The organism is Serratia sp. CY37869, from assembly GCF_052168895.1.
In the GTDB taxonomy this organism is placed as follows: Bacteria; Pseudomonadota; Gammaproteobacteria; order Enterobacterales; family Enterobacteriaceae; genus Serratia; species Serratia ureilytica.
Genome location: NZ_JBJNLU010000001.1, coordinates 1,589,509 through 1,614,526, shown reverse-complemented (window position 1 = coordinate 1,614,526; position 25,018 = coordinate 1,589,509). Strand labels below are relative to the sequence as shown.

Genomic DNA, 25,018 nt, shown 5'->3' with positions numbered 1-25,018 from the left:
ACGCGCGCAGGGGGGCAAAGCGCGCTTCACGGTTTGTGGGGCGGGCCGCCTCAATTGCTCTCTACGCGAGGATTGGCGTGGGTCGGCTGGCTGGGATAATCCACCTGATGCTTGTGCAGATAATCGCGTATCAGCTGGCGCACCACCTGGGAAGGGGTGACATCCTGCTGCAGGCACAGCTCTTCCAGGGCTTTCTTTTTGTCCGGGTCAATCAGCACCGTTAGCCGCGCCGTTTTCTTTTCCATCAGGATCCTCCAGAGAATGATGACTGAATGATAATACCATGTGAGCGAAGCGGCCAGCCAGACCGCGCCGCCGCTCGTCTTTAGCGGAAATGCAGCCGCTCTATCTTGCGTGACAGGTAGCCGAGTTCGCAGTTGAACAGCTCGCCGCTGCCGGCGGCCAGCGTGCGCAGCGTGCTGAGCGGCAGCGACACCTGGGCCGGCGTAGCATAAATGATCACGTTGCCGCTGGGGGCGATGCAAAACAGCACGGTGGCGAATATCCGGTGCAGGCTGTGGTACAGCAGGCTGTTTTCGTCGGGCAGATCGTGGTAATTCAGCACCAGCCAGCCCCCGTCATTCAGCCGCGCGGCGCAGTTCTCCAGGAATGTCTGGGTGCCTTGCTGCGGATCCATGGCGAACGCCGAATAAAGATCGGAGAAAATCAGATCGTAACGCGTTTCGGCGGGCGGGCGCACGAAGTCCATGGCGTCGGCGGTGCGCAGGCTGATGGTGTCGGTGGCCGGCAGCGTAAAATAGCGGCGCGCGACCGCGATCACCGCGGCGCGCAGCTCAACGACCTCCAAGCGCATAGCCGGATCGAGCGCGTGCAGCGCACGCAGCAGGCTGCCGCCGCCTAACCCCAGGATCAACGCCGACGTCGGCGGCTGCCAGGCCACCGCCATCAGCATCGCTTTGATGTAGTTGTGGATCGGCTGTGCGGGGTTGCTGAGGCTCATCTTGCTTTGCTCGCAGATGCCGTCAAACCGCAGCGTGCGGTAGTCCTTGTGATCGGAGACGATGATTTCGCCCCAGGCGTCGGCTTCGCGAGCGATCACCTGGCCACGCGGGGAGAAATCGAGGGTTCTGAGTAAGCTGTCAACCAGAGACATGGTATTCGCAGGGCTCCTTTGGCAAGCGGCCTGTTTACTTACGGGCGCACATGAAATCGGCGGTGCAAATGCGCCGGCCATCGATGCTGGCACGGCCGGTGAAGCGGGCGATCGCGCCGCGCCGGCGTACAAAGGCGACCTCCATCAACACCTGGTCGCCGGGACGGGCGGCGCGATAAAACCGCGCCCGCTGAATGGAAGCGAAGTAGTAATGTTCCCCTTCGTTAAGCGCCCCGAGATAGTAATGCGCCAGCAGACCGGTGCTTTGCGCCAGCGCTTCCACCAACAGCACGCCAGGAAAACCGGCGAAGCGCGCATGGCCGCTCCAGAACGTCGGCTCATTGGCGGTGATGTTCTTGATGGCGCTCAGCCGCCCTTCGGCGATGCAGGTGCCGGCGGGCAGCACGCGATCGACCAACAGACAGGGATAGCGATGAGGCAGAATCGCCTGAATATCGTGGAATTGCAGGGGGTGACCATGTAATGGCATGGGGGAGCGTGATCCTGTCTGCGGCGAATCCGGCGCGATGGCCGGCGTTCGGTCCAAAATGAGTGTAATGACATTATAATAAAATTATCATCAGATGTGCCAGATGAAAGACATGACGGCGACGACGGTTGGGAAACAGCGAAGAAGGGAAAGACACCCGATCCTGACGATCGGGCGTGGCGGCGCGTTTAGTGCTTGGAGCGGGTCACTTTGTCCAAATAACCCATCACGAAGGCGGAGAGCACGAAGGTGAGGTGGATGATCACATACCACATCAGCTTGTTGTCTGGCACGTTCTTGGCGTCCATAAACACCCGCAGCAGATGGATGGACGAGATGGCGACGATAGACGCGGCGACTTTGTTTTTCAGCGAGGTGGCGTCCATTTTGCCCAGCCAGCTCAGCTTTTCTTTTCCTTCGGTGATATCCAACTGCGAGACGAAATTTTCGTACCCGGAGAACATCACCATCACCAGCAGCCCGCCGACCAGCGCCATGTCGACCAACGACAGCAGGGTCAGGATCAGATCGGCTTCAGCGACGGAGAAAATGTTGGGCAGGACGTGCAGGATCTCCTGAAAAAATTTGATAGACAGGGCGACCAGGGCCAGTGAAAGGCCGAAATAAACCGGCGCGAGCAGCCAGCGGGAGGCGTACATCGCGTTTTCTAGCAAGCGTTCCATCATAAAATTGTTTTGAATGCGTAGCAAAAAGGGCGCTCAGTATAGCGCAAGAGGCCTGGGTGAAATCAACCGCTTGCGCCAGTAGAGGGCGATATCAGGCCGCTACGCGTGCCGTTTTGCGCCCGCAGCGGATCCACAGCGCCACGGCCCCCGCCGCCGTTGCCAGCGCCACGACGCCCGGCCAGCCCGCGCTTGCCAGAATGCGGCTGCCGAGGGCGGCGCCGGTCGCCATGCCGATGAATACGCCGGTGAACAAGAGGGCGTTCAAGCGGCTACGGGCCGCCGGATCAAGACCGTAGACGATGGTCTGGTGTGCGATCAGCGTCGCCTGGATGCCCAGATCGAATCCGACGGCGCTCAGCGCAATGAGCGCCAGCTGCGCCGGGAGCGGCAACAGCGGAAGCAGAAACATCAGGGCGAAGGCGGCCAGGACCAGTGCCGCGCCGATGCGGGTCACGGCGTCAGGGCCGTGCCGATCGGCCAGGCTTCCCGCCAACGGCGCCGCCAGCGCACCCGCCGCCCCTGCCAGACCAAACGCGCCGGCCGCCGCGCTGCCGATCTGGTAGCGCTCCGCCAGCATCAACGCCAGCGTTGACCAGAAAGCGCTGAAGCCCAATGACAGAAAGCCTTGCGCCAGCGTTGCACGCCGCAGCTCGGGATACGCGGCCCACAGATGCCCCAGCGAGCGCAGCAGCGCGGGGTAACTCAGCGCGTTATGGGGGCGAAGACGCGGCAACATGCGCCAGATAGCCAGCGTGATCGGCAAAACGCCCAGCGCCGCCAGCGCGTAAACGCTGCGCCAGCCGGCGAACTCGGCGAGCGCGCCGCTGAACACGCGCGACAGCAGAATACCGGCCAATAGCCCGGTCATCACCGCGCCGACGGTTTTGCCGCGGCTGGCCTCCGGCGCCAGCGTGGCGGCGGCGGGGATAATGTCCTGGGCGACGGTGGCGGTCAGGCCTATCGCCAGGCTGCTGAGCAACAACAGCGGGAATGAGGCGGCAAACGCGCAAAGCAGCAGCGTCAGCGTCAGCAGCGCGCCTTTGATCAGAATGATCCGCCGGCGATCGTACCGGTCGCCCAGCGGCGCCAACAGTAAAATGCCCAGCGCATAACCCAACTGGGTCAGCGTCGGCACCATGCCGGCATCGGCGACGCCGGCGTGGAAATCGGCGCCCATCATGCCGAGCATGGGCTGGCTGTAATAGATTGAAGCGACGCTGAGACCGGCGCCGGCGGCCAGCAGAAACACGACGTTGGCGGACGGGGCGCCGTTAGTGGCGGTGGTGCTCATGGCAAAGATCCCTGCAAAGTGAATGTGCGGCCATTTTTACCGCTTGCTTCATTCCGCTGTAGCCCCCTCGCAGGTAAAACTGTTATACACTTAACGTATGAATAAAATTAATTTACCCAACGGCGACCGCATAACTTTGCTGCATACGCTGGTGCGCATCGTCGAAAGCGGCAGCCTGTCGGCGGCGGCGCAGCAGCTGGGCACCTCACAACCGACGATCAGTCGGCGTCTGCAGGCGTTGGAGCAGCTGCTGGGCGCCAAACTGATCCAGCGGACGACTCACGCCCTCAAACTGACCGACGACGGCGAGCGCTGTTACCGCCAGGCGCGGGGGCTGATCGAGCAATGGCAAAGCCTGGAAGAAGGGCTGGGCGGCGCGCGCGACGAACCGGTCGGGGTGTTGCGCGTGCGGGCGCCGCACGCTTTCGGCCAGGATCAGCTGATCGGTCCGTTGGGCGAGTACCTGCGGCGCTACCCGCAAACTTACGTTGAGTGGACGCTGAACGATCATTCTCCGGACTTTATTCCCGAAGGCGTGGATTGCGCCATTCACGTCGGTGCGGTGACCGATCCGTCGGTCGTGGCGGTGTTGCTGGCGGAGGTGCCGCGCAGCACGGTAGCGTCGCCGGCGCTGCTGACGAGCCGAGAACCGGTTCGCTGTCTTGACGATTTGGCGCGGTTGCCGTGGCTGGCGTTGAACAGTTTTTATCGCAATGAAGTGGTGCTGACCCATGCTGAGCGCGGCGAGCAGGGGCGGTTCGATATCACGCCGAGGTTGAGCACCGACAGCCTGTACGCGGTACGCAAGGCGGCGCTGGAGGGGCTGGGCGTCGCGATTGTCTCCTCCTGGCTGGTGCGGGACGATGTGGCCGACGGGGCGCTGCAAACCGTGTTGCCGGCCTGGCGCGCCGCGCCGCTGCCTATCTACCTGCTATATCCCTACGCCAGCTATTACCCGGCTCGCCTGCGCAAGTTCATGGAAATGATGAAAGAAGTGATGCCGCGCATTCTCGGCGCGCGGCCGCCGGCGGCGGGCTGACGCCGTTCAGTGCCGGGCTTTTTTGCCGTCGTTGTGGCCGAGGGAACGCTCGGGAAAGCTGTGATCGCGCAGCCGCTGCTTTAACTGCGCCGCATCGGGGAAGCCGCCGTCAATTTTGCGATCCCAAATCATCACGCCATCGACGCTGATTTGATACACCCCGCCGGTGCCCGGCATCAGGGTGACGGAGGCGAGATCGTCGCCGAAGGTATTGAGCAGCTCTTGCGCCATCCAGCCGGCGCGCAGCAACCAATTGCATTGTGAACAGTAGTGAATCGTAACGGCGGGGGCATTTTTCATCGTTGATCGACCGGTTAGTGGTGACGGCTTGCAATCAGCCTGATGGCTCGCAAGCGATGGTGGCTGTGTATCGCCAAATAGTCAAGCGCCTGCGGAAGCCGCGAGGCGCGGATAACGATGACGGTCGCTATGGTTTGCTTTTGGCAAACCATTCGACCCCGCGCAACATGCCCGCCCAGTAAAATTTGGGTAAAAACCAGGCCTTCAGCCACCATGCCATACGGCTGGGATGCGTGTTGTCGAACAGAGGAAAGGTGGGGAGCAATTTACTGTCGTAACCAAACTCCGCCAGAACAACCTTGCCTTTCTCTACCGTCAATGGGCAGGAGCCATAACCATCATACCGTGCCGCATCAGGGGCGCCGTTAAGCTGCGCCGCGATGTTCTCTGCCACCACCACCACCTGTTTGCGAGCCGCCGCCAGGGTTTTGGCATTTGGCGTGGCACAACAGTCGCCAACCGCAAAAATCGTCTGCCACTGCTTATGCCGTAGGGTGAATTTATCCACGTCGCACCAACCTGACTCGTCAGACAACCCACTTTGCGAAATGAACGCCGGCGCAGATTGCGGCGGCACTACGTGCAGCATATCGAAGGGCAGTGTCACTTCGCGTTTGCCTTCTTCATCACCGTCCAGAGAAAAGGTCGCTTGCCGACGCTGCCCATCAACGCGAACTAAATTATGCCGGAAGTTGACCTGTGCGCGGTATTTTTTCAAGTAATCGGTCAGCGGAGGAACAAATTGCGGCACGCCGAATACCGCCGCGCCCGCCAGGCAAAAATTGACGTTAATATTATTAAGGACACCTTGTCGCCGCCAGTGATCGCATGAAAGGTATAAGGCTTTTTGCGGCGCGCCGGCGCATTTTATCGGAATTGGTGGTTGAGAAAATATCGCCTCGCCGCCTTGCATTTCACGAACCAGTTTCCAGGTGTATTCCGCAAGATCAAAACGATAATTAGAGGTGACGCCATTCATTCCCAACGTTTCTTCAAGACCCTCTATTTTATCCCAACGTAAAACGAGGCCGCAGGCAACAATAAGGAAGTCGTAGTTTATTTTCTGCCCTTGGCGGGTCTCGACATATTTTGGGCCGGGCTCCACTCTGACCACGCTATCCTGAATCCATGCGGTTCCTGGGGGGATGACGGCGCGCATGGAACGCCGCGTTTCATTGATATCAAAAAGCCCGCCGCCCACCAGGGTCCATGCCGGTTGATAATAATGACAGTCGCCAGGTTCAATTACCGTTATATCAATGCCTTTAACTCGCTTCCTTATGCTTGCCACGACGCTTATTCCAGATGAACCACCGCCAATAACAACAACTTTTTTCTGGGTGTTTATTTTTTCCGGTTTCATGCAGGCCTCCTTTCATAAGAAAGTAGGGGGTTAATGCCCAGATTAAAAGGGAATTCATAGAACTTATGGTTATATTGAAAATCACATATTCGATTTAGCTATATGTAATAGCTAAATGTAATAAGTTATTTGACAATCAATGCGAACTGATCGTTAATAAATGCCACAAACACCGTTCAGGAATTAACGCATTGGATTTTTTCCATTTTACTTTTTATACCCTGATGTTATTGGTGATAACCGGAGGAATAGTCGGATTTCTCTTGGCCCTGACAGGCGGAGGCGGCTCCATCGTTTGTGTGCCGCTGCTGCTGTATATGGTGCAAATCCCGGATACGCATTTGGTGATAGGCACCAGCGCCATGTCCGTCGCCGTCAGTGCGCTGCTCAACCTTTTTGCGCACGCCGCCAAAGGAAACGTCCGGTGGCGAACCGGCATTGTCGTGTCGCTGGTCGCGGTGGCAGGAACGCTGGCAGGTTCACAGATGGGAAAAATCACGGACGGGCGCTATCTAACCCTGCCTTTCGCTTTGCTGATGCTGATTGTCGCCGGATTAACGCTGAAAAAAAATCACCGGGCCGGCAACGGGTTGGCTTCCCCGGATGCAACCTTTCATCCCGCCATCGTGTGGCCCAGCGTGTTGGCGCTCGGCGCGGTGGCCGGCTTTCTGGGTATCGGCGGCGGATTTTTAGTGGTGCCGGCGCTGCTCTGGTTTTTCCGCTTTTCGCTGCTTGAAGCGGTGGCCACCTCGCTGGTGGTGGTTTCTGCCATGGGTTTATCGACGAGCGCAAGCTATGCCTTGTCCGGCAAGGTGTCGCTCGTCATCACGTGCTGGCTGATCGTCGGCGGTGTTCTGGGGGGCGTCGTGGGGGTTGCGCTCACCGAGCGCCTGAAGAAACGCGAGGACATTATCCGTGTGCTCTACGCCGCCATGCTCTTGGTGCTGGCCCTTTATATGCTTTTTAAAAGCTTATAAGACAGAAGGAAAAAATATGCGCATCCGTACATACCATCATCAGCTCTCCTTTTCGGGGGCGCCCGCAGCGAGTGATTTCGCTACCCTGCATCAACAAGGCTACCGGCTTATTGTCAACAACCGGCCAGATGAAGAACCGGGGGAGCATCTATCCCATCAGCAAGAGAAAACGCTGGCTGAAGGCATGGGCATAGACTACGTCTATCTTCCTTACACGTTCGACACGCTGACCTGGGAGACCGTTTATACCTTCCATTACCTGTTGCGGCGGGGCAAGAAGACCCTGGCGCACTGCCGGAGCGGGGCGCGCTCAGCCTGCCTTGCTCTGCTGCATGCGCTGCGCGAAGGGCGGATCGATGAAGCGCGATTCCGCAGCCAATGCGAAGAATATGGCGCGGATGCCGATAAGGCGCTCAGCTGGTATCGCCGGCATCAGTCCGTTCAGTCTCATGCGCAAGTGCACGCATTTTATGAGCCGGAAAGCGGCAGCCTGCAGTATGTCGTCGCCGATCCCGAGGCGCGTCGCTGCGCCATCATCGACCCGGTACTGGATTTTGACCGCCGATCGGGCACGGTATCGCATCAGCAGGCGCACACCATTTTGAGCTTTATCCGGCAGCAAGGATGGGGCGTGGCCTGGGTGCTGGATACGCACCCGCATGCCGACCATTTTTCTGCCGCAACCTGGCTGGCGCAGAAAACCGGCGCCCTCAGCGGCATAGGCGAAAAAATCACCGCCGTGCAGGGGCTGTGGCAAGACATCTATAATTTGAAGGAACTGCCTCCCGCCGAGACCGTGTGGGATGCGCTGTTTGCGGATGGGGACGTCTTTTTTATCGGCAACCTGCGCGCTGAAGTCTTGCTGTCTCCTGGCCACACCCTGGCTTCCGTCACGTATCACATTGCCGATGCGGCGTTTATTCACGATACGTTTTTCATGCCTGACAGCGGCACCGCAAGGGCCGATTTCCCCGGCGGAAATGCGGAAGCCCTGTGGGATTCGTTGCAGCGGATCTTGAGCCTGCCAGCGGATACCCGCCTGTTTACCGGCCACGATTATCGCCCGGCGGGGCGTGAGGCCCGCTGGGAAAGCACCGTGCGAGAGCAGCGCGAGAACAACCCCTGGGTGGCCAACATGGATAAAGCCCAATTTATCGCGCAAAGAAAGCAGCGAGACGCCACGTTGCCGCATCCGGAATTGATGCTGATGGCGCTGCAGGTCAACATTCGCGGCGGCGTTCTGCCTGATTGCGAAGATGATGGGCGGCACTACCTCAAAATCCCTGTTAATCGCTTCAAGGGGTAAATCAAGCCAGAGAGGCGCGATTGTTCACGGCTGTCAATCTCAAGGCGATCGCGCCGTCTGTTAATGGTTTTTTATGAAATAATCAGACTGATTCATATTTAATTATTTGTTTTTACACAAAACACGCGGCGCTTGCCCTCGCCGAATACAGTCACTACATTAACAACTGTACTTCCCACACTGCTAAGGAAAACACCATGAAAGCTGCCGTAGTGACGAAAAACCATACCGTAGACATTCAGGATAAAGTGCTGCGCCCGCTGAAGCACGGCGAAGCGGCGTTGAAAATGGAGTGTTGCGGGGTGTGCCACACCGATTTGCACGTGAAAAACGGCGATTTCGGCGAGGTGCCGGGCATTACGTTGGGGCATGAGGGCATCGGCGTGGTCTCCGCCGTCGGTGAGGGCGTCACCTCGTTAAAAGTGGGTGACCGCGCCAGCGTCGCCTGGTTTTACCAGGGTTGCGGCCACTGCGAATACTGCGTCAGCGGCAACGAGACCCTGTGCCGCTCGGTGAAAAACGCCGGCTACAGCGTTGACGGCGGCATGGCGGAAGAGTGCATCGTGGTGGCGGACTACGCGGTGAAAGTGCCGGACGGGCTCGATTCTTTCGCCGCCAGCAGCATCACCTGCGCCGGCGTCACCACCTACAAGGCGGTGAAGATTTCCGATATCAAGCCGGGGCAGTGGATCGCCATCTATGGCCTGGGCGGGCTGGGCAACCTGGCGTTGCAGTACGCCAAGAACGTGTTTAACGCCAAAGTGATCGCCATCGACGTCAATGATGGCCAGCTGGAGTTCGCCAAACAGATCGGCGCCGATCTGACTATCAACTCCAAAACGCAAAACGCGGAGGAGATCATTCAGCAGCAAACCGGCGGCGCTCACGCGGCGGTGGTGACGGCGGTGGCGAAAGCCGCCTTCAACTCGGCGGTCAATGCGGTGCGCGCCGGCGGTAAAGTGGTGGCCGTGGGGCTGCCGCCGGAAAGTATGGATCTGAGCATTCCGCGCCTGGTGCTGGACGGCATTCAGGTGGTGGGTTCGCTGGTGGGCACGCGCGAAGATCTGAAAGAGGCGTTCCAGTTCGCCGCCGAAGGCAAAGTGACGCCGAAAGTGACCAAACGGCCATTGGGCGATATCAACGCCATCTTCGAGGAGATGAAGGCGGGCACCATTCGCGGTCGCATGGTGATCGATCTCGGCATGGCGAAGTAGGCCACGCGAAAAAAGAAGGCCACCTGCGGGTGGCCTTCTTGTTATCTCATTACGCCGGCTTCAGAACAGGCCCAGCGGTTTGGCGTCGTAGCTGACCAGCAGGTTTTTCACCTGCTGATAGTGCGACAGCGCCGCCTTGTGGGTCTCGCGCCCGATGCCGGAGTTTTTGTAGCCGCCGAACGCGGCGTGCGCCGGGTACAGGTGGTAGCAGTTGGTCCATACGCGGCCGGCCTTGATCGCACGTCCCATGCGGTAGGCGCGGTTGATGTCGCGGGTCCACAGCCCGGCGCCCAGCCCGAACTCGGTGTCGTTGGCCAGCGCCAGGGCTTCGGCCTCATCCTTGAAGGTGGTGACGCCAATCACCGGCCCGAAGATCTCCTCGCGGAAGAAACGCATGCTGTTGTCGCCGGTGATCAGCGTCGGCTGCAGGTAGAAACCGTTTTGCACTTCGTCGCCGCGCTGAGCGGGCTCGCCGCCCGCAACGATTTTGCCGCCCTCGTTTTTAGCGATGTCGATGTAGGACAGGATCTTGTCGTACTGCTGTTTTGACGCCTGGGCGCCGATCATGGTCTCGGTGTCGAAGGGATCGCCCTGGCGGATGGTGGCGATACGCGCCAGCACTTTCTCCATGAACTGCGGGTAGATGGACTCCTGGATCAGCGCGCGTGAAGGGCAGGTGCAAACCTCTCCCTGGTTGAAAAAGCCCAGCACCAACCCCTCAACCGCCTTGTCGATAAACGCCGGCTCCGCCTGCATGATGTCTTCAAAATAAATGTTCGGCGATTTGCCGCCCAGCTCGACGGTGCTGGGGATGATGTTCTCCGCCGCACAGGCGAGAATGTGGCGGCCGACCGGCGTGGAGCCGGTGAAGGCGATTTTTTCGATGCGTTTGCTGCGCGCCAGCGCTTCGCCGGCCTCGGCGCCGAAACCTTGCACCACGTTGAGCACCCCCGGCGGCAGCAGATCGCCGATCTCTTCCATCAGCACGCTGATGCCGAGCGGCGTCTGTTCCGCCGGTTTCAGCACCACGCAGTTACCGCCGGCCAGCGCCGGCGCCAGTTTCCAGGCGGCCATCAGCAGCGGGAAGTTCCACGGGATAATCTGGCCGACCACACCCAGCGGTTCATAGATATGGTAGGCCACGGTATTTTGGTCGATCTCCGCCGCGGTGCCTTCCTGCGCGCGCAGGCAGCCGGCGAAGTAGCGGAAATGGTCGACCGCCAGCGGCAGATCGGCATTCAGGGTTTCGCGGATCGGTTTGCCGTTGTCCCAGGTTTCGGTCAGCGCCAGCATCTCCAGCCGCGACTCGATGCGATCGGCGATGGCCAACAGCACATTGGCGCGTTCCTGCACGCTGGTTTTACCCCAGGCGTCCGCCGCCGCATGCGCCGCGTCAAGCGCCAGCTCGATGTCTTTGGCGTCGGAACGCGGGAATTCGGCGATCGGCTGGCCGGTCACCGGCGAGGTGTTGGTGAAGTAGTTGCCGGATACCGGTTCGACAAATTTGCCGCCAATGTAGTTGCCATAGCGTTGACGGAACGAAACCAGCGAGCCAGGCAAACCGGGGTGAACATATTTCATGTGAAGCACCTCTCTGCAGATGATAACCGGCGCTATTGCGCTGCGCCTGTGAGTGCGGCCTGTCGCCGCAGCACAGAGAAGCACGCCCCGTGCCAGATTAGCGACGGACGTAGCGTTATTTAAAAAATGGCTATTTATTAAAATGTTAAGCACTGATGTGGGTAAGCCAATCGAGCGGTGCCGCTGCCGCCGATGATTTTTTGTGTTCCGTGTCGCAACGCCTGATACACATCCATGATACATATTTGCAACACTTGCAGCCGGGGGAGAAACGCATGTTGCCTGACGATCGCTTGCTCACTGAGAGCGCCAGTTTGCTGACCCACCCGCTGGCGGAATCCTGGCAGCGCAGCCGCAGTTACGGCCTGACGCGCGCCGATCAACATATCCCGTTTATCAAAGCCGGTCTGCTCGAAGAACTGCGCAGCCGCAACGACTGGGTGCCGCAACGGGTACAGCCGCTGATCGAACAGTTGGGCGCGCAAATTACGCGTCAACCGGCCATCGTGGTGATCGCCGACGCCGACGGGCTGGTGTTGGAAACCCGTGGCAATCACGATTTTCTGCACAAGGCGTCGCGCTTTGCGCTGGCGCCGGGCAACCAGTGGGGAGAAGCGGAGCGGGGCACTAACGCCATCGGCACTGCGCTGGCGCTGGGCGCTTTCTGCGAAGTGCGCGGCGATCAGCATTTTCTCAACCAAAACGCCGGATTGAACTGCACCGCCGCGCCGATCTACCGGCCGGATGGCCATATTGCCGGCATACTGGATCTCTCTGCCCCGGCCCAGCGCCCGTATCCTGATGCGCAGCGTCTGATCATGCAGGCGGTGCGCCATATCGAACACCGCTGGGTCAGAAGCGCGATCGCCGATCGTCACTGGACGCTGCGCCTGCACGCCGACGCTGGGCGCCTGGGCAGCGCGCAGGAACTGCTGCTGGTGTTTCACGACGAAGTGCTGATCGCCGCCAATCGGCTGGCGATGGTCGAGTTCCAACTCTCGCCGGCCGCATTCGGCTCGCTTGAATTCGCTCAGCTGTTCCCCGATCTGTTGCGGCAACCCTCCGGCGCGCCGCGCCAGACGCTGGCCGGCAATCAACGGCACTATTATTCGCTGCTCGAGGCGCCCCAACGCCGCGTTAGCGCTCTGCGTTCGACGCCGCCGGCGGAACGGCACGACGAGCAGCATCAGAAAGCGTTGCGTATTCTCAACGCCGGCCTTTCTCTGTGCGTGACCGGCGAAACCGGCTGCGGCAAGGAGCACTTCAGCCGCCGCCTGTTTCAGGAAAGTCGCTGGCGCAACGGCAACTTTGTGGCGATCAACTGCGCGGCGCTGCCGGAACCGCTGATCGAGTCCGAACTGTTCGGCTATGCGCCGGGGGCGTTTACCGGTGCCAACCCCAAAGGCTATATCGGCAAGATCCGCGAGGCGGACGGCGGCGTGCTGTTCCTCGATGAAATCGGCGACATGCCGGCGGGCCTTCAAACGCGTCTGCTGCGGGTGTTGCAGGAGAAAACGGTCACGCCGCTCGGCAGCCGCAGCGCCTATGCGGTCGATTTCGCGCTGGTTTGCGCGACGCACCACGATCTGCATCGGCAGGTGCAAACGGGGGCGTTTCGCGAAGATTTATTGTATCGCATACAGGAATACAGCCTGCGCATCCCGCCGCTCAGAGAGCGGGCGCAATTGGAGACCTTCATTCTGCAGCTGTGGCGGGAGCTGGGCGGCGAACGGCGCGACATTCGCCTGTTGCCGGAGGCGCTGGCGATGCTGGCGCGCTATCCGTGGCCCGGCAACGTGCGGCAATTGTTAAGTACGCTCAAGGTGCTGCTGGCGCTGGCGGACGATCGCGCGGTGATCACCCTGGACGATCTGCCGCAGTCGATCGCGGTACTGTCGCCGCGCCAGGCATGCGCCGACGCCGGCGGCGAGGATCTGCAGGCGGCGATCGACAGGGCGGGCGGCAATCTCAGCCGGGCGGCGAAGGCGCTCGGCGTTTCGCGCAGCACGCTGTACCGCAAGCTGGGGAGGCGAAAAGCGGTATAAAATGACGATGAAATATATTTTTATAATGTTAATTATTATATTTTATTATCTTTCTCATGATTTTATATAATAGATTAATATGGCCATGCGTTTCAATTCATGGCCAGTATTTTTATTGCTAGCTGATTAACTTGTTTGCCTCTTTTGCTAATAGAATGCTTCGTGCCTTTATAAAGTCCTTGTATGGTAGACTTAATCCATCTTTAGGGATGTAAGATGAGCTTAATATTTTTTCTTTTTTATCAGGATCAATTCTTTTCTCATATTCAGATGGCGATGAATTCTGAATTGATGCATTATCTCTTTTTGATAAGAACGAGAAATTTGCCAACGGATATATATCTACTTTATTTTTTAGCTTGAGCTTCTTCTCAAGATGGTCTTTCGGGAATATATGATGGTATTCTCTTTTATTACATGCTAACAATACTTTCTCTAAATCTACTTTTGAACCTGAAAGGAACGAAAGAGGTTTCCTATTGGCAAGGAAAAGTATGAATGTCTTGGTATTTACTGAGGTCATTTGGAATATGTTTTTTGTGAAAAAATCAGGCGTCACAGTATATGTCCTAGACTCCAGATCGGCTAAGTCGTTTTTTAGAAGTTTATCCATAGCTAGCACGTCTAGTTTTACAGCCGTATCGACACTGTTTGAGTAGCGACGAGAAAAACAACTGTGCCAGAACCATTTCACTAAAGCTTGCCTTTGCTTTGAAGATGGATGGAAACCTGATCTTTTTTCAGTTGAAAAACAACGAGATAATGGTATTAGCATTGATTTGTAAGGTAAGTTTTTAAATGAGGCGACTTTACAGTCTTTTTTTAAGAATTCAACAGCCCCTAAAATACCTGTCTGAAACTTCTTAAATTTATTCCTAACTTCTGTCCCATTAAGCTCAACAACAGATTTAGCTGAAGCATCGCCTTTTATTACTGCGGCACAGCATTTTAATAATAAATCTGCTTCATCGCCGAGTTCTTTATAACCATGATCATCTAAGTCGTCCCCCAGCTCCTCAAACTTTGCCCTTAAATCAAAATCACCACTCCACGTCCAAGCCGAAAGCAGTTGATATGTATCTAAAGGCATTCCCCCTCTGTTCACTCTTTCAAATATGATCGCTATTTTTGAGTGATCATCTATTTCAACAGTTTCAACAGGGATTTGCACATCAAGAAAAGCAGCTTGTAGTTCGTCAATTTCTCGAATCCTATTTTGGTCGTAAAACTCTCTGACATATTTACCGAAATTCTGTATGTCAAAAAGTAGATTTAGAGGGACATGATTTTTTTTTACATCAGTTTTTTCTAAGGCAATAAACTGAGAGTCTTGAACATCACTCTTTGCATCAATATCAAAATATATATCTAGCCAATTTCCAAAACTCTTATCTTTTTCCAATTCAGTTTGAAATGTGGCAAATATTGAGGTTATTCTTTGTTGTCCGTCAAGGACATAATCAATTGGATAATCTTTTTTTGGAGCTGGCAAGTTAAATGGCCCTAACATTTTATCATGTTCAAGCTTCTCTTTTGTCTTCCACAACAGCAAGGTTCCTACTGGGTATTTTTTAAAAAGACTATCCATTAGAAATTGTACTCTATCGGGTTCCCAAACAAAATCTCGTTGAAATGCAGGGATCCGGATTTCGCCGTCAGATACTGCTTGTAGTAATTTACGGATAGTAATAGTACTTACGCTCATTTTCTTCCCTTTCAAAACGCTGAATGTTTGTGGTTCATATAATATCAAAGTTAAATTCACATTCAACCAGATAGTCTGCTGAATGTAAATTAATGTCATATTCTGTCTGTCAAAATTACAGCTGCATTGTTATTGACCTTGTTTATATTTTTTCATTTAATTTATTCAAACTGGATTAATTATCATGATTTGCATTCTAAGGTGCGCTCATAGAAAAAGTCAGCTGAAGTTTTTCATATGTCGATCTAATGACCCTTCTCATTGAATTTTGCAGCTAGTTGAATCTGAGACTATGTACTAATCAATAATACAGTCGTGTGATAAGAAGGCCCCGCTGCGCGGGGCCTGTTTGTTGCTCTCTCAATCCCCCAGTCCCGGCGGGTTAATCTCGGAATGGGCAATCTTCTCGTCGCTCTCCGCCCAGCGATCCAACACCTGCAGATAACTGCCGTTGGCGATGGCGCTGTTGAGCGAAGCCTGCACCGCGTCCACCAGGCCGTTGCCTTTCTTCAGCGTGACGGCGATGTTGGCGGTCTTCGGCCAGCCGCCGGGCACGATGCCCACCAGCCGGGTTTTACCGGTCAGCCGCGCCTGATAAGCGCCGGAGACGTTGGGCCCGAAGGTGGCGTCGGCGCGGCCCGACTGAATGGCCAGCGTGGAGGCGGCCTTATCGGTGACGTACACCGGCTGCAGCGGCGCTAATCCCTTGGCGCGGTTCTCCTTGTCCCAGGCCAGCAGTACCGCTTCCTGATTGGTGCCGGAATCGACGATGATCTTTTTACCGGCGATATCCGGCGCCGTTTTGATCTGGGTGATTTTACTGTCGGACTTGACGTAGAAGCCCAGCGTATCCTGCCGATAGGTGGCGAAATCGAATTTAGTCTTGCGTTCGTTGGTCACGGTGATGTTGTAAACCGCGGCGTCATATTTGCCGGAGGCCACCCCCAGCGGCCAGTCTTCCCACGACGTGGGCACCAGCCTGAGTTTCAGCCCCAAACCGTCGGCCACCAGGCGCGCGATGTCCGCCTCGCTGCCGATCACCGTTTTATTGTCGCGGGCGTACAGGCCGAACGGCGGGCCGCTGCCCAGCAGGGAAATGGCCACCGTCAGCGTGCCGGGTTCCACGAACCGGAAGCCGGCGGGGATTTTGGCCACGGCTTCGGCGCTCTTCACCGTGTGGATCGGCGTTTCGTTGGCGACGAGATCCACGCCCGGTGCGGCGGCGGCGGAAAAACTCAGCAGCGCCGCAATCACTATCATCTTTTTGCTATATATCATTATGTTAATTACCTTCATTATTATGGATGTCACACGGTCGTTGCACTATCTCTAAAGGCTGCAGATCTGTGAACGAACAAAATCAACTAACCAATCTTGGAAAAATCATGAGGCGCCTCTGGCGGCGCTGAACCGATCGAGGATGAACCATGCCGTCGCGTTTCGCTACGTTGGGCCGCATACCGCGCGGCGTGTGGGTATTGGGTGGCGTGAGCCTGCTGATGGACGTTTCCTCGGAAATGATCCATAGCCTGTTGCCGCTGTTTATGGCGACGACGCTCGGCGCCAGCGTGATTGTCATCGGTCTGATCGAAGGGCTGGCGGAGGCGACGGCGTTGATCGTCAAGGTGTTCTCCGGCGTGCTCAGCGATTACCTCGGCAAACGTAAAGGGCTGGCGCTGCTGGGCTACGGGTTGGGCGCCATCAGCAAACCGTTTTTCGCCATCGCGTCGTCGTCCGGCATGGTGATGAGCGCGCGCCTGCTGGATCGCGTGGGCAAAGGCATTCGCGGGGCGCCGCGTGATGCCCTGGTGGCCGACGTGACGCCGCCGGAAATTCGCGGCGCGGCTTTCGGGCTGCGCCAGTCGCTGGATACCGTCGGCGCCTTTTTAGGGCCGCTGCTGGCCGTCGGTCTGATGCTGCTGTGGCACAACGATTTTCGCGCCATCTTCTGGGTGGCGGCGATCCCGGCGGCGCTGGCGATTGCGCTGCTGTTTTTCGGCCTGAAAGAGCCGGCCGCCACGATAACCCACAAGCGCACCAACCCGATCACTCGCGCCAACCTGCGGCTGCTGGGGCGCAGCTATTGGTGGGTGGTGAGCATCGGCGCGATCTTCACGCTGGCGCGCTTCAGTGAAGCGTTCCTGGTGTTGAAGGCGCAGCAGGGCGGCACGCCGCTGGCGCTGATCCCGCTGGTGATGGTCGCCATGAATCTGGTCTACGCCTGCTCGGCCTATCCGTTCGGAAAACTGTCCGACCGCATGAGCCATGAAGGATTGCTGAAAGCCGGGTTGCTGGTACTGATCGCCGCCGACCTGGTATTGGCGCAGAGCGATCATTGGGGCGGGGTGCTTTTTGGCGTCGCGCTGTGGGGCGTGCACATGGGCATGACCCAGGGGTTATTGGCGGCGATGGTGGCGCATATCGCGCCGGCGCACCTGCGCGGCACCGCGTTCGGCATGTTCAATCTGATCAGCGGCGTGGCGCTGCTGCTGGCGAGTCTCGGGGCCGGAACCCTGTGGGAGCTGTTCGGTTCCGCCTCCACCTTCTACGCCGGGGCGCTCATCTGCGTGGTGACGCTTATCGGCATGAAGCTGGCGCCGTTCGGCGAACGGCGGCCGTGAAAGCGGCGGCGCTCAACGCCGCCGCGCGGTTTACGCCGGATGGGCGTCATTCTCGTTGCCGCCAATCGCCAGGTAATCCGTGTAGATTTGTGGCGCGCCGGAGAACGACGCCAGTGTTTTCCACTCGTCGTACATGCGTTCGGTGTCCTGATGCTCGGCCACGAACCTGAGCGCTTGCTCGGTTGAGACATCGAGCTCCGGATGGAACGCGTTGAGCGACGCCAGACTTTCAATGATCAGCATCACCGCGTATTGGTCCAGCCGGTTGCCGCTCTGGCCCTTCAGCAGGTGAAACTTCCAGCCCGGGTAGTCTTCCACGCGGTGGATGTTGTCGGTAATGAACCGTTCAAACCGCTCGGGTGAGACGCCCGCTTTAAGCGCCAGGTTATGAATGCCGATGACACGCTGAATGCTTTCCTTCCCTGGTTCGCTGCGGTAATTGGGGCCGGGCGGCAATGAACTGCGGCTATTCTCGGCCACCAGACGGTAACAGGTGTAAAGGGTCGGCAGTTCGGCGAAGGTCGCGAAGGTTTTCCACTCCTCAATCAGCGCGGCGGCCTCCGGACGCTGTCGCCAAAAGGCGTGCGCCTCGTCGGTCAGCTCGCCGTTGCCGTCGATATAGCGCGCGTAGGTGGCGGCGTCTTTAGCCTGATAAACCATCAGGTACTGATTTTCACGCTCGCCGCGCAGGCCGCGCAGCAGCGTCCATCGCCAGCCGGGATAGGCCGGGATGGCGACGCCCTTATGGCGAACGAACGCTTCGAAACGCTCCGAGGCGACGCCCCGTTTCAGGTTGATTCCCACGTAGTGCAGGGAGAAAACCGGCGTGGTTGATGCATGCATTAAACGATCCTCGCAAGTTAAGTTAGTGAGATGTGTTCGTCACGGCTTTGGCGCTGATGCTGACCAGCAACAGGCACAGCAACGTGCAGCCGAACGCCAGGGCCAGGCTGGTGTAATTGGCGATAAAACCGATCAGCGCCGGGCCGGTTAATAAGCCGAGATAGCCGACCAGCGTCACGGCCGGAAACGCCTGGCCAGGCGGCACCTGTTTTTGATTGCCGACGGCGTTGAACAGAATGGGAACGATGTTGGCGATGCCCAGGCCGGCGAGCATCAACCCGCCAAAGGCGGCCGATGCCAGAGGGGCGGTGACGGTCAACAGCACGCCCGCCGCGGCGCACAGGCTGCCGAGCAACAGAGTGCGGTAGCGCCCGATTGCGCCGATCAGCCTGTCGCCATACAGCCGCCCGCAGGCCACGGCGACGGCGTACAGCGTGAACCCGATCCCCGCCTGCGATTTGGCCACGCCGCGCTCGGCATGCAGGAATAATGCCGACCAGTCGAGCATCGCCCCCTCGGTCAGGAACACGAAGAAACAGAGCAGGGCGATAAACAGGATCTTGCCGTGGGCCAGCGCCCACCGCGCGCCGCCCCGTCGCCGCTCGCCGATGCCGCCGTGCGCCAGTAAATCGCCGGCGACGATCAGCAGTAGGATCGCGATGAGGAGGGCGATCAGGCCGATGGCCTGGACCGGGGCGAGACCCGCCAGCAGCAACAGACTGACGCCGCCGGCGCCGGCAATGCCGCCAAGGCTGTAGAAGCCATGAAAACCGGACATTTTCGCCTGGCCGCTCTCCCGCTCGACGATTATCGCCTGTGAGTTCATCGCCACATCCATGATGCCGTTGACGGCGCCAAATACCCCCAATGCCGCCCCCATCAACAGCGACTCATCGAGTAACGCCAACAGCGGCAAGTCGACGCACAGCAAGGCGCCAGCGCCCAGCAACACGGCGCGGCACCCCAGTTTGGCGATCAGATACCCGGCGAAGGGCATGATCGCCATGGAGCCGGCGGCGAGGCAAAACAGCAGCAAACCGAGCGCGCCGTCATCGATGCCCAATCGCGCTTTCACGAAAGGGATCAACGGCGCCCAGGCGGCCATGCCCAACCCGGCGAGGAAGAAGATCGCTCGGGTGGCGATTTGCCGGCGATGATTCTCTGCGGCCTCGCCGGTTAGCCAAGGCAGCATCATGACGATCGGCTCTGCGCGACGGACAGATAATCGGTATAAATCTGCGGTGAACCGGAAAATGACGCCAGTTGCTTCCACTCTTCATACATTTGCTTGGTGTCGCGATGCGCTTTGGCGAAGGTTGCCGCTTCGGCGGTGGCGATATCGGGCTCCGGATAGAACACGTCCAGCGCCGCCAGGCTGACGATTTCCATCATCACCGCGTACTGATCGAGCCGATTGCCGCGCTCTCCCTTCAGCAAGTGAAACTTCCAGCCCGGATAATCCTCAATGCGATGGTGATTTTCGGCGATAAAGCGTTCGAATTGCGCCGGGGTCACGCCTTCGCGCAGCGCCAGATTGTGGATGCCGATAATGCGCGCCTCGGGCGGTTCGCCCGGCCGTTCCCGGTAGCGCGGGCCGGGCGGCACGTCGCTTTTTCTGTTCTCAGCCAGCAGGCGATAATCGCTGAACAGCGTCGGCAGCAGGCTGTAGGTGCCCAGTTTTCGCCACTCGGCGAGGATTTCCTGCGCGGCGGCATGCCGCCGCCAGAATTCGTGCGCGTGCGCCGTTCGCTGCCCGGTGGCGGTGACGTAACGATCGCGCTGCTCGGCGCTGTCAATCTCGTACAGCATCAGGTATTGCCCGACGCGTTCGCCGCGCAGGCCGCGCAGCAACGTCCAGCGCCAGCCGGGATAACAGGGGATATGCACGCCTTGTTCGCGCACGAAGGTTTCAAACTGTTGTGGCGTGACGCCGGCTTCGGTATCGATGCCGATGTAATAGAAGCTGAATACCGGTTTGGGATCGGGGACTGTCGTCGTCATCTTTCACTCCTGATTGGCGAATGCGGCGGAAAATTGGGTATTGATAATGGCTTCGACCAGCGTGACGCCGATGGGCGTGAGCGTCACGCACGGGCCATCGACAGTGACCAGCGCTTTATCTACCAGGATTTTCAACGTGCGGCGGATGACCGGGTTAGCAAACAGGCTGTTGCCGTCAAAGCGCCGTTTAAACACCCGATCGTCCACCGGCAGCAAGGTGGAGAGCGCCATTTTGAAGGCGTTCACTTCACGCTGGATCGGGGAGAAACCGCGGCTTTCCTCGATGGGCAGGCGGTCTTGGTTGAGCGCCTCCTTGTACTTCTTGTAACCGGTGATGTTGATGGCTTCGGATCGCGTCGATTTGGAGCTGCCGCCCAAACCGATCGCCACTTCCGGATACTGCTTGTCGAGATCGGTGATGAGCGCTTTCCACTTTTCCGGCTGTTGATCATTGCGGTGAAAGTACATGGTGGGGTGTTCGGTATAGCCGCCATTCAGGTAGTTCTCGACCAGCTCGCGCATTTGGTACTGTTTGCCCAGGCCAGGGAAGCGCAGGTTGTTGATGCTGATCAGCCCCTTTTTCTGCCACAGGCTTTCGCGCTCGCCCGAGACGCCGGTGCGATTTTTAATAAACTCATCCATGTGCAGCTTGGTGCAGACGACGTGCGACAGATTCAGCTCGAGGGTTTTTTCCATGTCGTATTTCACGTCGTCCACGCTTTGGCCCAGCATGCCGTAAATGAGATCCACGCTGACCCAATCAATGCCGAGCGCGCGCGCATGATGAATGGTCTCCACGCACTCTTCGGCCGAGTGCATGCGCCCGCAGGCGGTGATGATGTCGTCATTGAAGGATTGGGTGCCGAAACTGATTTTGCTGAAGCCGAGCTCTTTCAGCAGTGCCAGATAGGCTTTGTTCAGGGTGCCGGGCTCCCCTTCGAAGCGCAGGGTGGCGTTGGTGAAGTTAAAGTGGCTGAAGTAGAAGGCCATCATGCGGCGCAGTTCCGGCTCCGGCAGCAAGGACGGCGTGCCGCCAAAGACGTTGAATTCGCCGATTTCCACTTCGGCCAGGCTGGGCACGCGCGCCAGCCACATTTGCGCTTCCTTGATGTTGAAATCGACCAAATCGCGGAATACCGCCTGAGAGGCGGGCGCCTTGGGATTGAGGATCACCGTGGGGTACTGACAAAAATGGCAGCGATAGCGGCAGGTCGGGATATAGGCCCAGAGGTGGATTTTGCCCGCCTGGCGAATGTCGGCCTCCATATCGGCAAAAAACGCGGCCAGCGGGTAGTCGACGAGATCGCCGGGGAACACGTGACAGCCGAACGGATCCTTATGGACGTACTCCAGAAAGGCCCGGTTTTCCGGTTGCGCCAGGAACGCGTTCACCCGCGGCGTGGGATAGTTTTCATCGATATCCAGCAATGAGTGCAAGGCTTCGTCGTTCATCAGAATACCCCTCCGTTGCCGAAATAGTTGTGGGCTTCGCCGGACTCGCGGTCTTCACAGAAGTAATAAACAAAGCGGGTGAAATCTTCGTCTTTGACCGTATCGAAGCAGGCCGGCAATGCGGGCGGGAAGCCGATATCGTCACCGACGGCGCGCCGCATGGCGGCAAACAACGCATCGCGAAATTCGAGGTAGAGCCGATAGGCGGGGGTTTTGTAGGCATGGATCGGTTTGAAATCGATGAGGCGCATCTCGTGTTTCAGCTCGTGAATGCGACGGTAGAGGCTGTCGGCCAGCGGGCCGGAGAAGAAATCGCGCACTTCGCTGTTTTCCAACAGCAGATACGGATTGAGCAGCACCGGCAGTAAGATATTTTTTGGCGTGAAGTCCTTGACCGAGTAGTCCCAGGCCAGTTTCGCCTCCGCCGATGTGGCGTCCGCCAGCGCGGTTTTCTGCCGCTCAACGTCCGGCCGGACGTCCTTCATGATAATGATGCCGTCCTTGCCGTAGGCGATGCCGTTGATCACCTCATCGAGAATGGTGTCCACCCGGCGGCTGTTGATCTCAACGTAAGCATGGCGAGCGTAAACCGGCTTGCCGCCGTAGGCGATGACCTTAATGCCGAAGTCCCAGTCGTCGGACAGGTGTTCGACAAAGCGGCCATGGTTGAGCTGGTAGAAGATTTCGATGCCGCCTACCGCGTCATACAGGCTGCGCTCCACCCCGAACCCTTTGCCGTCGGGGAAGCCGCCGAACAGGGAGAACGAAAATTCGCGCAGACGCAGCGTTTTTTGGATCTCGCGGAACAGGTTGGGGCGGTGCTCAAACTCTGCGGGAGGGTAGTAATAGTTGCAGGTGCCCAGGTCGCCTTGTTGCTCGATCATGGTATTCACCAGCTCGTAAAGCCAAAATGCATCCACGGTGCAATCGGCATCGGCGGAAACGATATAGTGCTTGCGTTTATTTCCCAGCCGGCTGTCGCGGGCTTTAGAACGCAGCGACGCATAGTCCATGCCGCGTTTTCTGGCCGAGGAGACACCCTGCACCGTTTCGGCGATAACATGAATGGCCATAGCCGGATGCCTTTCACTAAACGCGTTTATTTTAGCGACGGAATCATCGGTGGAGTTGTTATCAACGACAATCAGTTCGTAAGTGTCGTGGGTGATTAATTCATTCTTGGTGTGCTGATTGAACAGCGAAAGTAAAACCGCCTCAATACGGTCGCTTTCATTATAAACGGGCAGTACGACAGACACAAAAACAGTATCACGCATAGATCCTCCAAGGGCTAATGAAAGTCCACAGTTAGAAATGGCTTGTCTGAAAGTTAAATTTCACGTCATTCGATGATTAGCTGATATTTAAGAACTCCATGACGTTGTTGGATAAAATCCGCTTGCCCAGCGCGTAATTCTTTTCCGCCACGCGCTTCATCTTCTCCTTGTTATTAATGAACCGGTAGACTTCCTGGATGAATTCGTCGTTCGGCGGCCCATCCTGTAACTCGGAGATCGGCATGACGGGCGCTTCAAACCCATGCCGGCCGTAGACTTCGTGATAATATTCGTAGCGAGTGGTGATATAGCAACGGCGGCAACTGATCGCTTCGCCGATAGGATTGCCATAGCTATCATAATCATACGAGGTGAGAAAAGAGACCAGGTCGCAAGAGTGATAGAGGTCCTCTATGCAAAACGCGTCGTTTTCCGAGCGCATATCGACATGAGGAAGCATGCCGACGAATTTGACATAGGGGAGAACATTCAGTTCCTGCGCCAATTTGGCGAGTTGCAGATAACATGACGGATTTTCATATTCATTGCCGGCGATCGCCAAATAGGCGCGTCGCGTGTTGTGGTCGCGGATAAATAAATCGTTCAGCCGGCTGATCAGAATAATATCGCGGTCCAATCTTTTCTGAGGGATGATGCGGGTGGTTCTGGCAATGAGAAGATCATTGTCGCGAATATTCATCTGCTTTCTGACATTCGTTCTTTCGTGACTATCCGAGAAGTCATAGGTATTTTTCTTTACCTCGACATGGACATCATGATTGCACCAGGCCTCCAGCTTTTGCTTCAGATCGTGATTGAGCGTGACATAGGTAATGTATTTTGAAGGGATAGGTTTGATGGCGTGAGAATAAGGCGGTGGGCCGTATTTGAGCACCTTTTTTCGCTGTTCCACATCAGGTCATGATCGCGCCAGATGACGAAACGCGTCAGTCGATAACGTCGGCCATAATCTTCGATCGCCAGGTACAGCGCTTTGGTATAGATGATGTTTTCCGGCAGCGTGCCGTTTTCCACCACCACATGGCTGATTGCGAGCGCTTCCCATTGGGCGATGAGGCGATCCGCCAGTTGCCGCGCCGTCAACGCGATGGTATGCAACAAAGCGGCTTTTTCTTGCTCGTCAATGGGCGTTTTCTGGCCGATCAACGCCGCGTGCGCGTACTCGAGAAAGGCGGGGTGGTAATCTGGAATCGACGTGATGTCGTCCAGGCGGACCAGCGTAAAGACATCGCGGTAGATGTCATGCTCATGCTGATAGGGTTTATTAAAGTTTCCCTTATCAATCTTGATGTCGTATCCCAAATCAAGATAAGAGCGAAATCCACAGGCTTGCAGTCGTTTGGCAATCTTCATTGCTTCCACCGTGATCCCCGAGACCGAGACGGCATCGAACGAAATGAACATTGCATTCTTCTCTTGCCTTTCGTGCATCGCAGTACCTCCTGCTATTATTTGTAGTGCATTGATTTAAATTAACTATTTCTTAACAAGTCTCCGGTAACGTTCCCAATTGAGTGGAAAAAGAATCGTTTTGACGCTCTGGAATACACTCAAATCTGACAGAACGGAAGCTTAACCGTTCAAAAATGTAAAGATACGTTTATGCTTTGTGAGGGCTCTCACAAATATTCCGGTGCGGGAGGCGTGAAACAAGCAGAGGAAAAGAGGGGGGATCAAGCCCCCCGAATGTGG

Annotated in this window: 23 protein-coding genes; 6 read left to right on the top strand and 17 right to left on the bottom strand. The window is 57.2% G+C overall.

All coding sequences use genetic code 11. The features are described from left to right. Positions 1 to 50: 50 nt before the first annotated feature. The 5 genes from ACJ8J1_RS07660 to ACJ8J1_RS07640 form a co-directional block, all read right to left on the bottom strand. Positions 51 to 245, bottom strand: coding sequence for a ribbon-helix-helix protein, CopG family (locus ACJ8J1_RS07660; protein WP_004928567.1), 195 nt, complete (start codon positions 243 to 245; stop codon positions 51 to 53). Between the two features lie 80 nt (positions 246 to 325). Beyond that, complete coding sequence (locus ACJ8J1_RS07655) at positions 326 to 1,114, bottom strand: spermidine synthase (protein WP_033643034.1); 789 nt, start codon at positions 1,112 to 1,114, stop codon at positions 326 to 328. A 34-nt stretch (positions 1,115 to 1,148) separates the two neighbouring features. After that, the gene (fabZ, locus tag ACJ8J1_RS07650; protein WP_033643035.1) at positions 1,149 to 1,604 is read right to left on the bottom strand and encodes a 3-hydroxyacyl-ACP dehydratase FabZ; all 456 of its coding nucleotides are present in this window, start codon (positions 1,602 to 1,604) and stop codon (positions 1,149 to 1,151) included. A gap of 188 nt (positions 1,605 to 1,792) precedes the next feature. Beyond that, positions 1,793 to 2,287 carry a TIGR00645 family protein gene (locus ACJ8J1_RS07645; RefSeq protein ID WP_025302805.1) on the bottom strand — a complete coding sequence of 165 codons (495 nt, stop codon included), beginning with the start codon at positions 2,285 to 2,287 and terminating at the stop codon, positions 1,793 to 1,795. Positions 2,288 to 2,381: 94 nt separating this feature from the next. Beyond that, on the bottom strand, positions 2,382 to 3,581 hold the full coding sequence (locus tag ACJ8J1_RS07640) for an MFS transporter (RefSeq protein ID WP_033643036.1): 1,200 nt from the start codon (positions 3,579 to 3,581) through the stop codon (positions 2,382 to 2,384). 97 nt (positions 3,582 to 3,678) lie between these two features. Here ACJ8J1_RS07640 and ACJ8J1_RS07635 point away from each other — a divergent pair, with 97 nt between their 5' ends. Next, positions 3,679 to 4,620 (top strand): LysR family transcriptional regulator, encoded by a 942-nt coding sequence (locus tag ACJ8J1_RS07635; protein ID WP_033643037.1) that lies wholly within the window; start codon positions 3,679 to 3,681, stop codon positions 4,618 to 4,620. A gap of 6 nt (positions 4,621 to 4,626) precedes the next feature. On the opposite strand, the gene ACJ8J1_RS07630 is transcribed toward ACJ8J1_RS07635, so the two are convergent. Together ACJ8J1_RS07630 and ACJ8J1_RS07625 are read right to left on the bottom strand one after the other, a co-directional pair. Further along, positions 4,627 to 4,920, bottom strand: coding sequence for a SelT/SelW/SelH family protein (locus ACJ8J1_RS07630; RefSeq protein ID WP_033643038.1), 294 nt, complete (start codon positions 4,918 to 4,920; stop codon positions 4,627 to 4,629). 127 nt (positions 4,921 to 5,047) lie between these two features. Beyond that, positions 5,048 to 6,283, bottom strand: a complete 1,236-nt coding sequence (locus ACJ8J1_RS07625; protein ID WP_033643039.1) for an NAD(P)/FAD-dependent oxidoreductase — start codon at positions 6,281 to 6,283, stop codon at positions 5,048 to 5,050. Positions 6,284 to 6,474: 191 nt separating this feature from the next. Here ACJ8J1_RS07625 and ACJ8J1_RS07620 point away from each other — a divergent pair, with 191 nt between their 5' ends. The 3 genes from ACJ8J1_RS07620 (at position 6,475) to adhP (ending at position 9,780) form a co-directional block, all read left to right on the top strand. Continuing rightward, positions 6,475 to 7,260: a sulfite exporter TauE/SafE family protein gene (locus ACJ8J1_RS07620; RefSeq protein ID WP_033643040.1), complete on the top strand. Its 786-nt coding sequence runs from the start codon at positions 6,475 to 6,477 to the stop codon at positions 7,258 to 7,260. Between the two features lie 16 nt (positions 7,261 to 7,276). Continuing rightward, positions 7,277 to 8,566 carry a bifunctional sulfur transferase/dioxygenase Blh gene (blh, locus tag ACJ8J1_RS07615; RefSeq protein WP_033643041.1) on the top strand — a complete coding sequence of 430 codons (1,290 nt, stop codon included), beginning with the start codon at positions 7,277 to 7,279 and terminating at the stop codon, positions 8,564 to 8,566. Positions 8,567 to 8,763: 197 nt separating this feature from the next. Then, entirely contained in the window at positions 8,764 to 9,780 is a 1,017-nt protein-coding gene (adhP, locus tag ACJ8J1_RS07610) for an alcohol dehydrogenase AdhP (RefSeq protein WP_033643042.1), read from the top strand. Between the two features lie 60 nt (positions 9,781 to 9,840). On the opposite strand, the gene exaC is transcribed toward adhP, so the two are convergent. Then, on the bottom strand, positions 9,841 to 11,361 hold the full coding sequence (gene exaC / locus ACJ8J1_RS07605; RefSeq protein ID WP_033643043.1) for an acetaldehyde dehydrogenase ExaC: 1,521 nt from the start codon (positions 11,359 to 11,361) through the stop codon (positions 9,841 to 9,843). Positions 11,362 to 11,636: 275 nt separating this feature from the next. On the opposite strand from exaC, the gene ACJ8J1_RS07600 reads away from it, so the two are divergent. Next, the gene (locus ACJ8J1_RS07600; protein WP_033643044.1) at positions 11,637 to 13,406 is read left to right on the top strand and encodes a sigma-54-dependent Fis family transcriptional regulator; all 1,770 of its coding nucleotides are present in this window, start codon (positions 11,637 to 11,639) and stop codon (positions 13,404 to 13,406) included. Positions 13,407 to 13,524: 118 nt separating this feature from the next. Here ACJ8J1_RS07600 and ACJ8J1_RS07595 read toward each other — a convergent pair whose 3' ends face one another. Together ACJ8J1_RS07595 and ACJ8J1_RS07590 are read right to left on the bottom strand one after the other, a co-directional pair. Then, positions 13,525 to 15,111 (bottom strand): GmrSD restriction endonuclease domain-containing protein, encoded by a 1,587-nt coding sequence (locus ACJ8J1_RS07595; protein WP_071991663.1) that lies wholly within the window; start codon positions 15,109 to 15,111, stop codon positions 13,525 to 13,527. Between the two features lie 360 nt (positions 15,112 to 15,471). Further along, positions 15,472 to 16,389, bottom strand: coding sequence for an ABC transporter substrate-binding protein (locus tag ACJ8J1_RS07590; RefSeq protein WP_089191740.1), 918 nt, complete (start codon positions 16,387 to 16,389; stop codon positions 15,472 to 15,474). A 149-nt stretch (positions 16,390 to 16,538) separates the two neighbouring features. On the opposite strand from ACJ8J1_RS07590, the gene ACJ8J1_RS07585 reads away from it, so the two are divergent. Next, a complete protein-coding gene (locus ACJ8J1_RS07585; protein WP_206359488.1) occupies positions 16,539 to 17,732 on the top strand; it encodes an MFS transporter in 1,194 nt (397 codons plus the stop codon). 30 nt (positions 17,733 to 17,762) lie between these two features. Here ACJ8J1_RS07585 and ACJ8J1_RS07580 read toward each other — a convergent pair whose 3' ends face one another. The 7 genes from ACJ8J1_RS07580 to ACJ8J1_RS07550 form a co-directional block, all read right to left on the bottom strand. After that, complete coding sequence (locus tag ACJ8J1_RS07580; protein WP_206359487.1) at positions 17,763 to 18,575, bottom strand: hypothetical protein; 813 nt, start codon at positions 18,573 to 18,575, stop codon at positions 17,763 to 17,765. Positions 18,576 to 18,597: 22 nt separating this feature from the next. Continuing rightward, positions 18,598 to 19,770: an MFS transporter gene (locus ACJ8J1_RS07575; RefSeq protein ID WP_206359486.1), complete on the bottom strand. Its 1,173-nt coding sequence runs from the start codon at positions 19,768 to 19,770 to the stop codon at positions 18,598 to 18,600. Continuing rightward, a complete protein-coding gene (locus tag ACJ8J1_RS07570; protein WP_046687030.1) occupies positions 19,767 to 20,576 on the bottom strand; it encodes a hypothetical protein in 810 nt (269 codons plus the stop codon). Before ACJ8J1_RS07570 ends, ACJ8J1_RS07575 begins: the two co-directional genes overlap by 4 nt. A 3-nt stretch (positions 20,577 to 20,579) precedes the next feature. Further along, positions 20,580 to 22,028, bottom strand: a complete 1,449-nt coding sequence (locus ACJ8J1_RS07565) for a radical SAM protein (RefSeq protein WP_099783057.1) — start codon at positions 22,026 to 22,028, stop codon at positions 20,580 to 20,582. Continuing rightward, complete coding sequence (locus ACJ8J1_RS07560; protein WP_069100351.1) at positions 22,028 to 23,305, bottom strand: glycosyltransferase family 2 protein; 1,278 nt, start codon at positions 23,303 to 23,305, stop codon at positions 22,028 to 22,030. Before ACJ8J1_RS07560 ends, ACJ8J1_RS07565 begins: the two co-directional genes overlap by 1 nt. Positions 23,306 to 23,381: 76 nt before the next feature. Beyond that, positions 23,382 to 24,218 carry a hypothetical protein gene (locus tag ACJ8J1_RS07555; protein WP_442520332.1) on the bottom strand — a complete coding sequence of 279 codons (837 nt, stop codon included), beginning with the start codon at positions 24,216 to 24,218 and terminating at the stop codon, positions 23,382 to 23,384. Then, positions 24,110 to 24,757: a hypothetical protein gene (locus tag ACJ8J1_RS07550; RefSeq protein ID WP_442520331.1), complete on the bottom strand. Its 648-nt coding sequence runs from the start codon at positions 24,755 to 24,757 to the stop codon at positions 24,110 to 24,112. Before ACJ8J1_RS07550 ends, ACJ8J1_RS07555 begins: the two co-directional genes overlap by 109 nt. Positions 24,758 to 25,018 lie beyond the last annotated feature (261 nt).

What these genes read in the sequence shown, in the direction of transcription:
- blh (WP_033643041.1), top strand. Translation starts at nt 7,277, where the DNA reads ATGCGCATCCGTACATACCATCATCAGCTCTCCTTTTCGGGGGCGCCC.
- ACJ8J1_RS07630 (WP_033643038.1), bottom strand. Translation starts at nt 4,920, where the DNA reads ATGAAAAATGCCCCCGCCGTTACGATTCACTACTGTTCACAATGCAAT.
- ACJ8J1_RS07660 (WP_004928567.1), bottom strand. Translation starts at nt 245, where the DNA reads ATGGAAAAGAAAACGGCGCGGCTAACGGTGCTGATTGACCCGGACAAA.
- ACJ8J1_RS07560 (WP_069100351.1), bottom strand. Translation starts at nt 23,305, where the DNA reads ATGCGTGATACTGTTTTTGTGTCTGTCGTACTGCCCGTTTATAATGAA.
- ACJ8J1_RS07590 (WP_089191740.1), bottom strand. Translation starts at nt 16,389, where the DNA reads ATGATATATAGCAAAAAGATGATAGTGATTGCGGCGCTGCTGAGTTTT.
- ACJ8J1_RS07585 (WP_206359488.1), top strand. Translation starts at nt 16,539, where the DNA reads ATGCCGTCGCGTTTCGCTACGTTGGGCCGCATACCGCGCGGCGTGTGG.
- ACJ8J1_RS07600 (WP_033643044.1), top strand. Translation starts at nt 11,637, where the DNA reads ATGTTGCCTGACGATCGCTTGCTCACTGAGAGCGCCAGTTTGCTGACC.
- ACJ8J1_RS07595 (WP_071991663.1), bottom strand. Translation starts at nt 15,111, where the DNA reads ATGAGCGTAAGTACTATTACTATCCGTAAATTACTACAAGCAGTATCT.
- exaC (WP_033643043.1), bottom strand. Translation starts at nt 11,361, where the DNA reads ATGAAATATGTTCACCCCGGTTTGCCTGGCTCGCTGGTTTCGTTCCGT.
- adhP (WP_033643042.1), top strand. Translation starts at nt 8,764, where the DNA reads ATGAAAGCTGCCGTAGTGACGAAAAACCATACCGTAGACATTCAGGAT.
- fabZ (WP_033643035.1), bottom strand. Translation starts at nt 1,604, where the DNA reads ATGCCATTACATGGTCACCCCCTGCAATTCCACGATATTCAGGCGATT.
- ACJ8J1_RS07580 (WP_206359487.1), bottom strand. Translation starts at nt 18,575, where the DNA reads ATGCATGCATCAACCACGCCGGTTTTCTCCCTGCACTACGTGGGAATC.
- ACJ8J1_RS07635 (WP_033643037.1), top strand. Translation starts at nt 3,679, where the DNA reads ATGAATAAAATTAATTTACCCAACGGCGACCGCATAACTTTGCTGCAT.
- ACJ8J1_RS07575 (WP_206359486.1), bottom strand. Translation starts at nt 19,770, where the DNA reads ATGATGCTGCCTTGGCTAACCGGCGAGGCCGCAGAGAATCATCGCCGG.
- ACJ8J1_RS07645 (WP_025302805.1), bottom strand. Translation starts at nt 2,287, where the DNA reads ATGGAACGCTTGCTAGAAAACGCGATGTACGCCTCCCGCTGGCTGCTC.
- ACJ8J1_RS07655 (WP_033643034.1), bottom strand. Translation starts at nt 1,114, where the DNA reads ATGTCTCTGGTTGACAGCTTACTCAGAACCCTCGATTTCTCCCCGCGT.
- ACJ8J1_RS07565 (WP_099783057.1), bottom strand. Translation starts at nt 22,028, where the DNA reads ATGAACGACGAAGCCTTGCACTCATTGCTGGATATCGATGAAAACTAT.
- ACJ8J1_RS07640 (WP_033643036.1), bottom strand. Translation starts at nt 3,581, where the DNA reads ATGAGCACCACCGCCACTAACGGCGCCCCGTCCGCCAACGTCGTGTTT.
- ACJ8J1_RS07625 (WP_033643039.1), bottom strand. Translation starts at nt 6,283, where the DNA reads ATGAAACCGGAAAAAATAAACACCCAGAAAAAAGTTGTTGTTATTGGC.
- ACJ8J1_RS07570 (WP_046687030.1), bottom strand. Translation starts at nt 20,576, where the DNA reads ATGACGACGACAGTCCCCGATCCCAAACCGGTATTCAGCTTCTATTAC.
- ACJ8J1_RS07550 (WP_442520331.1), bottom strand. Translation starts at nt 24,757, where the DNA reads ATGCACGAAAGGCAAGAGAAGAATGCAATGTTCATTTCGTTCGATGCC.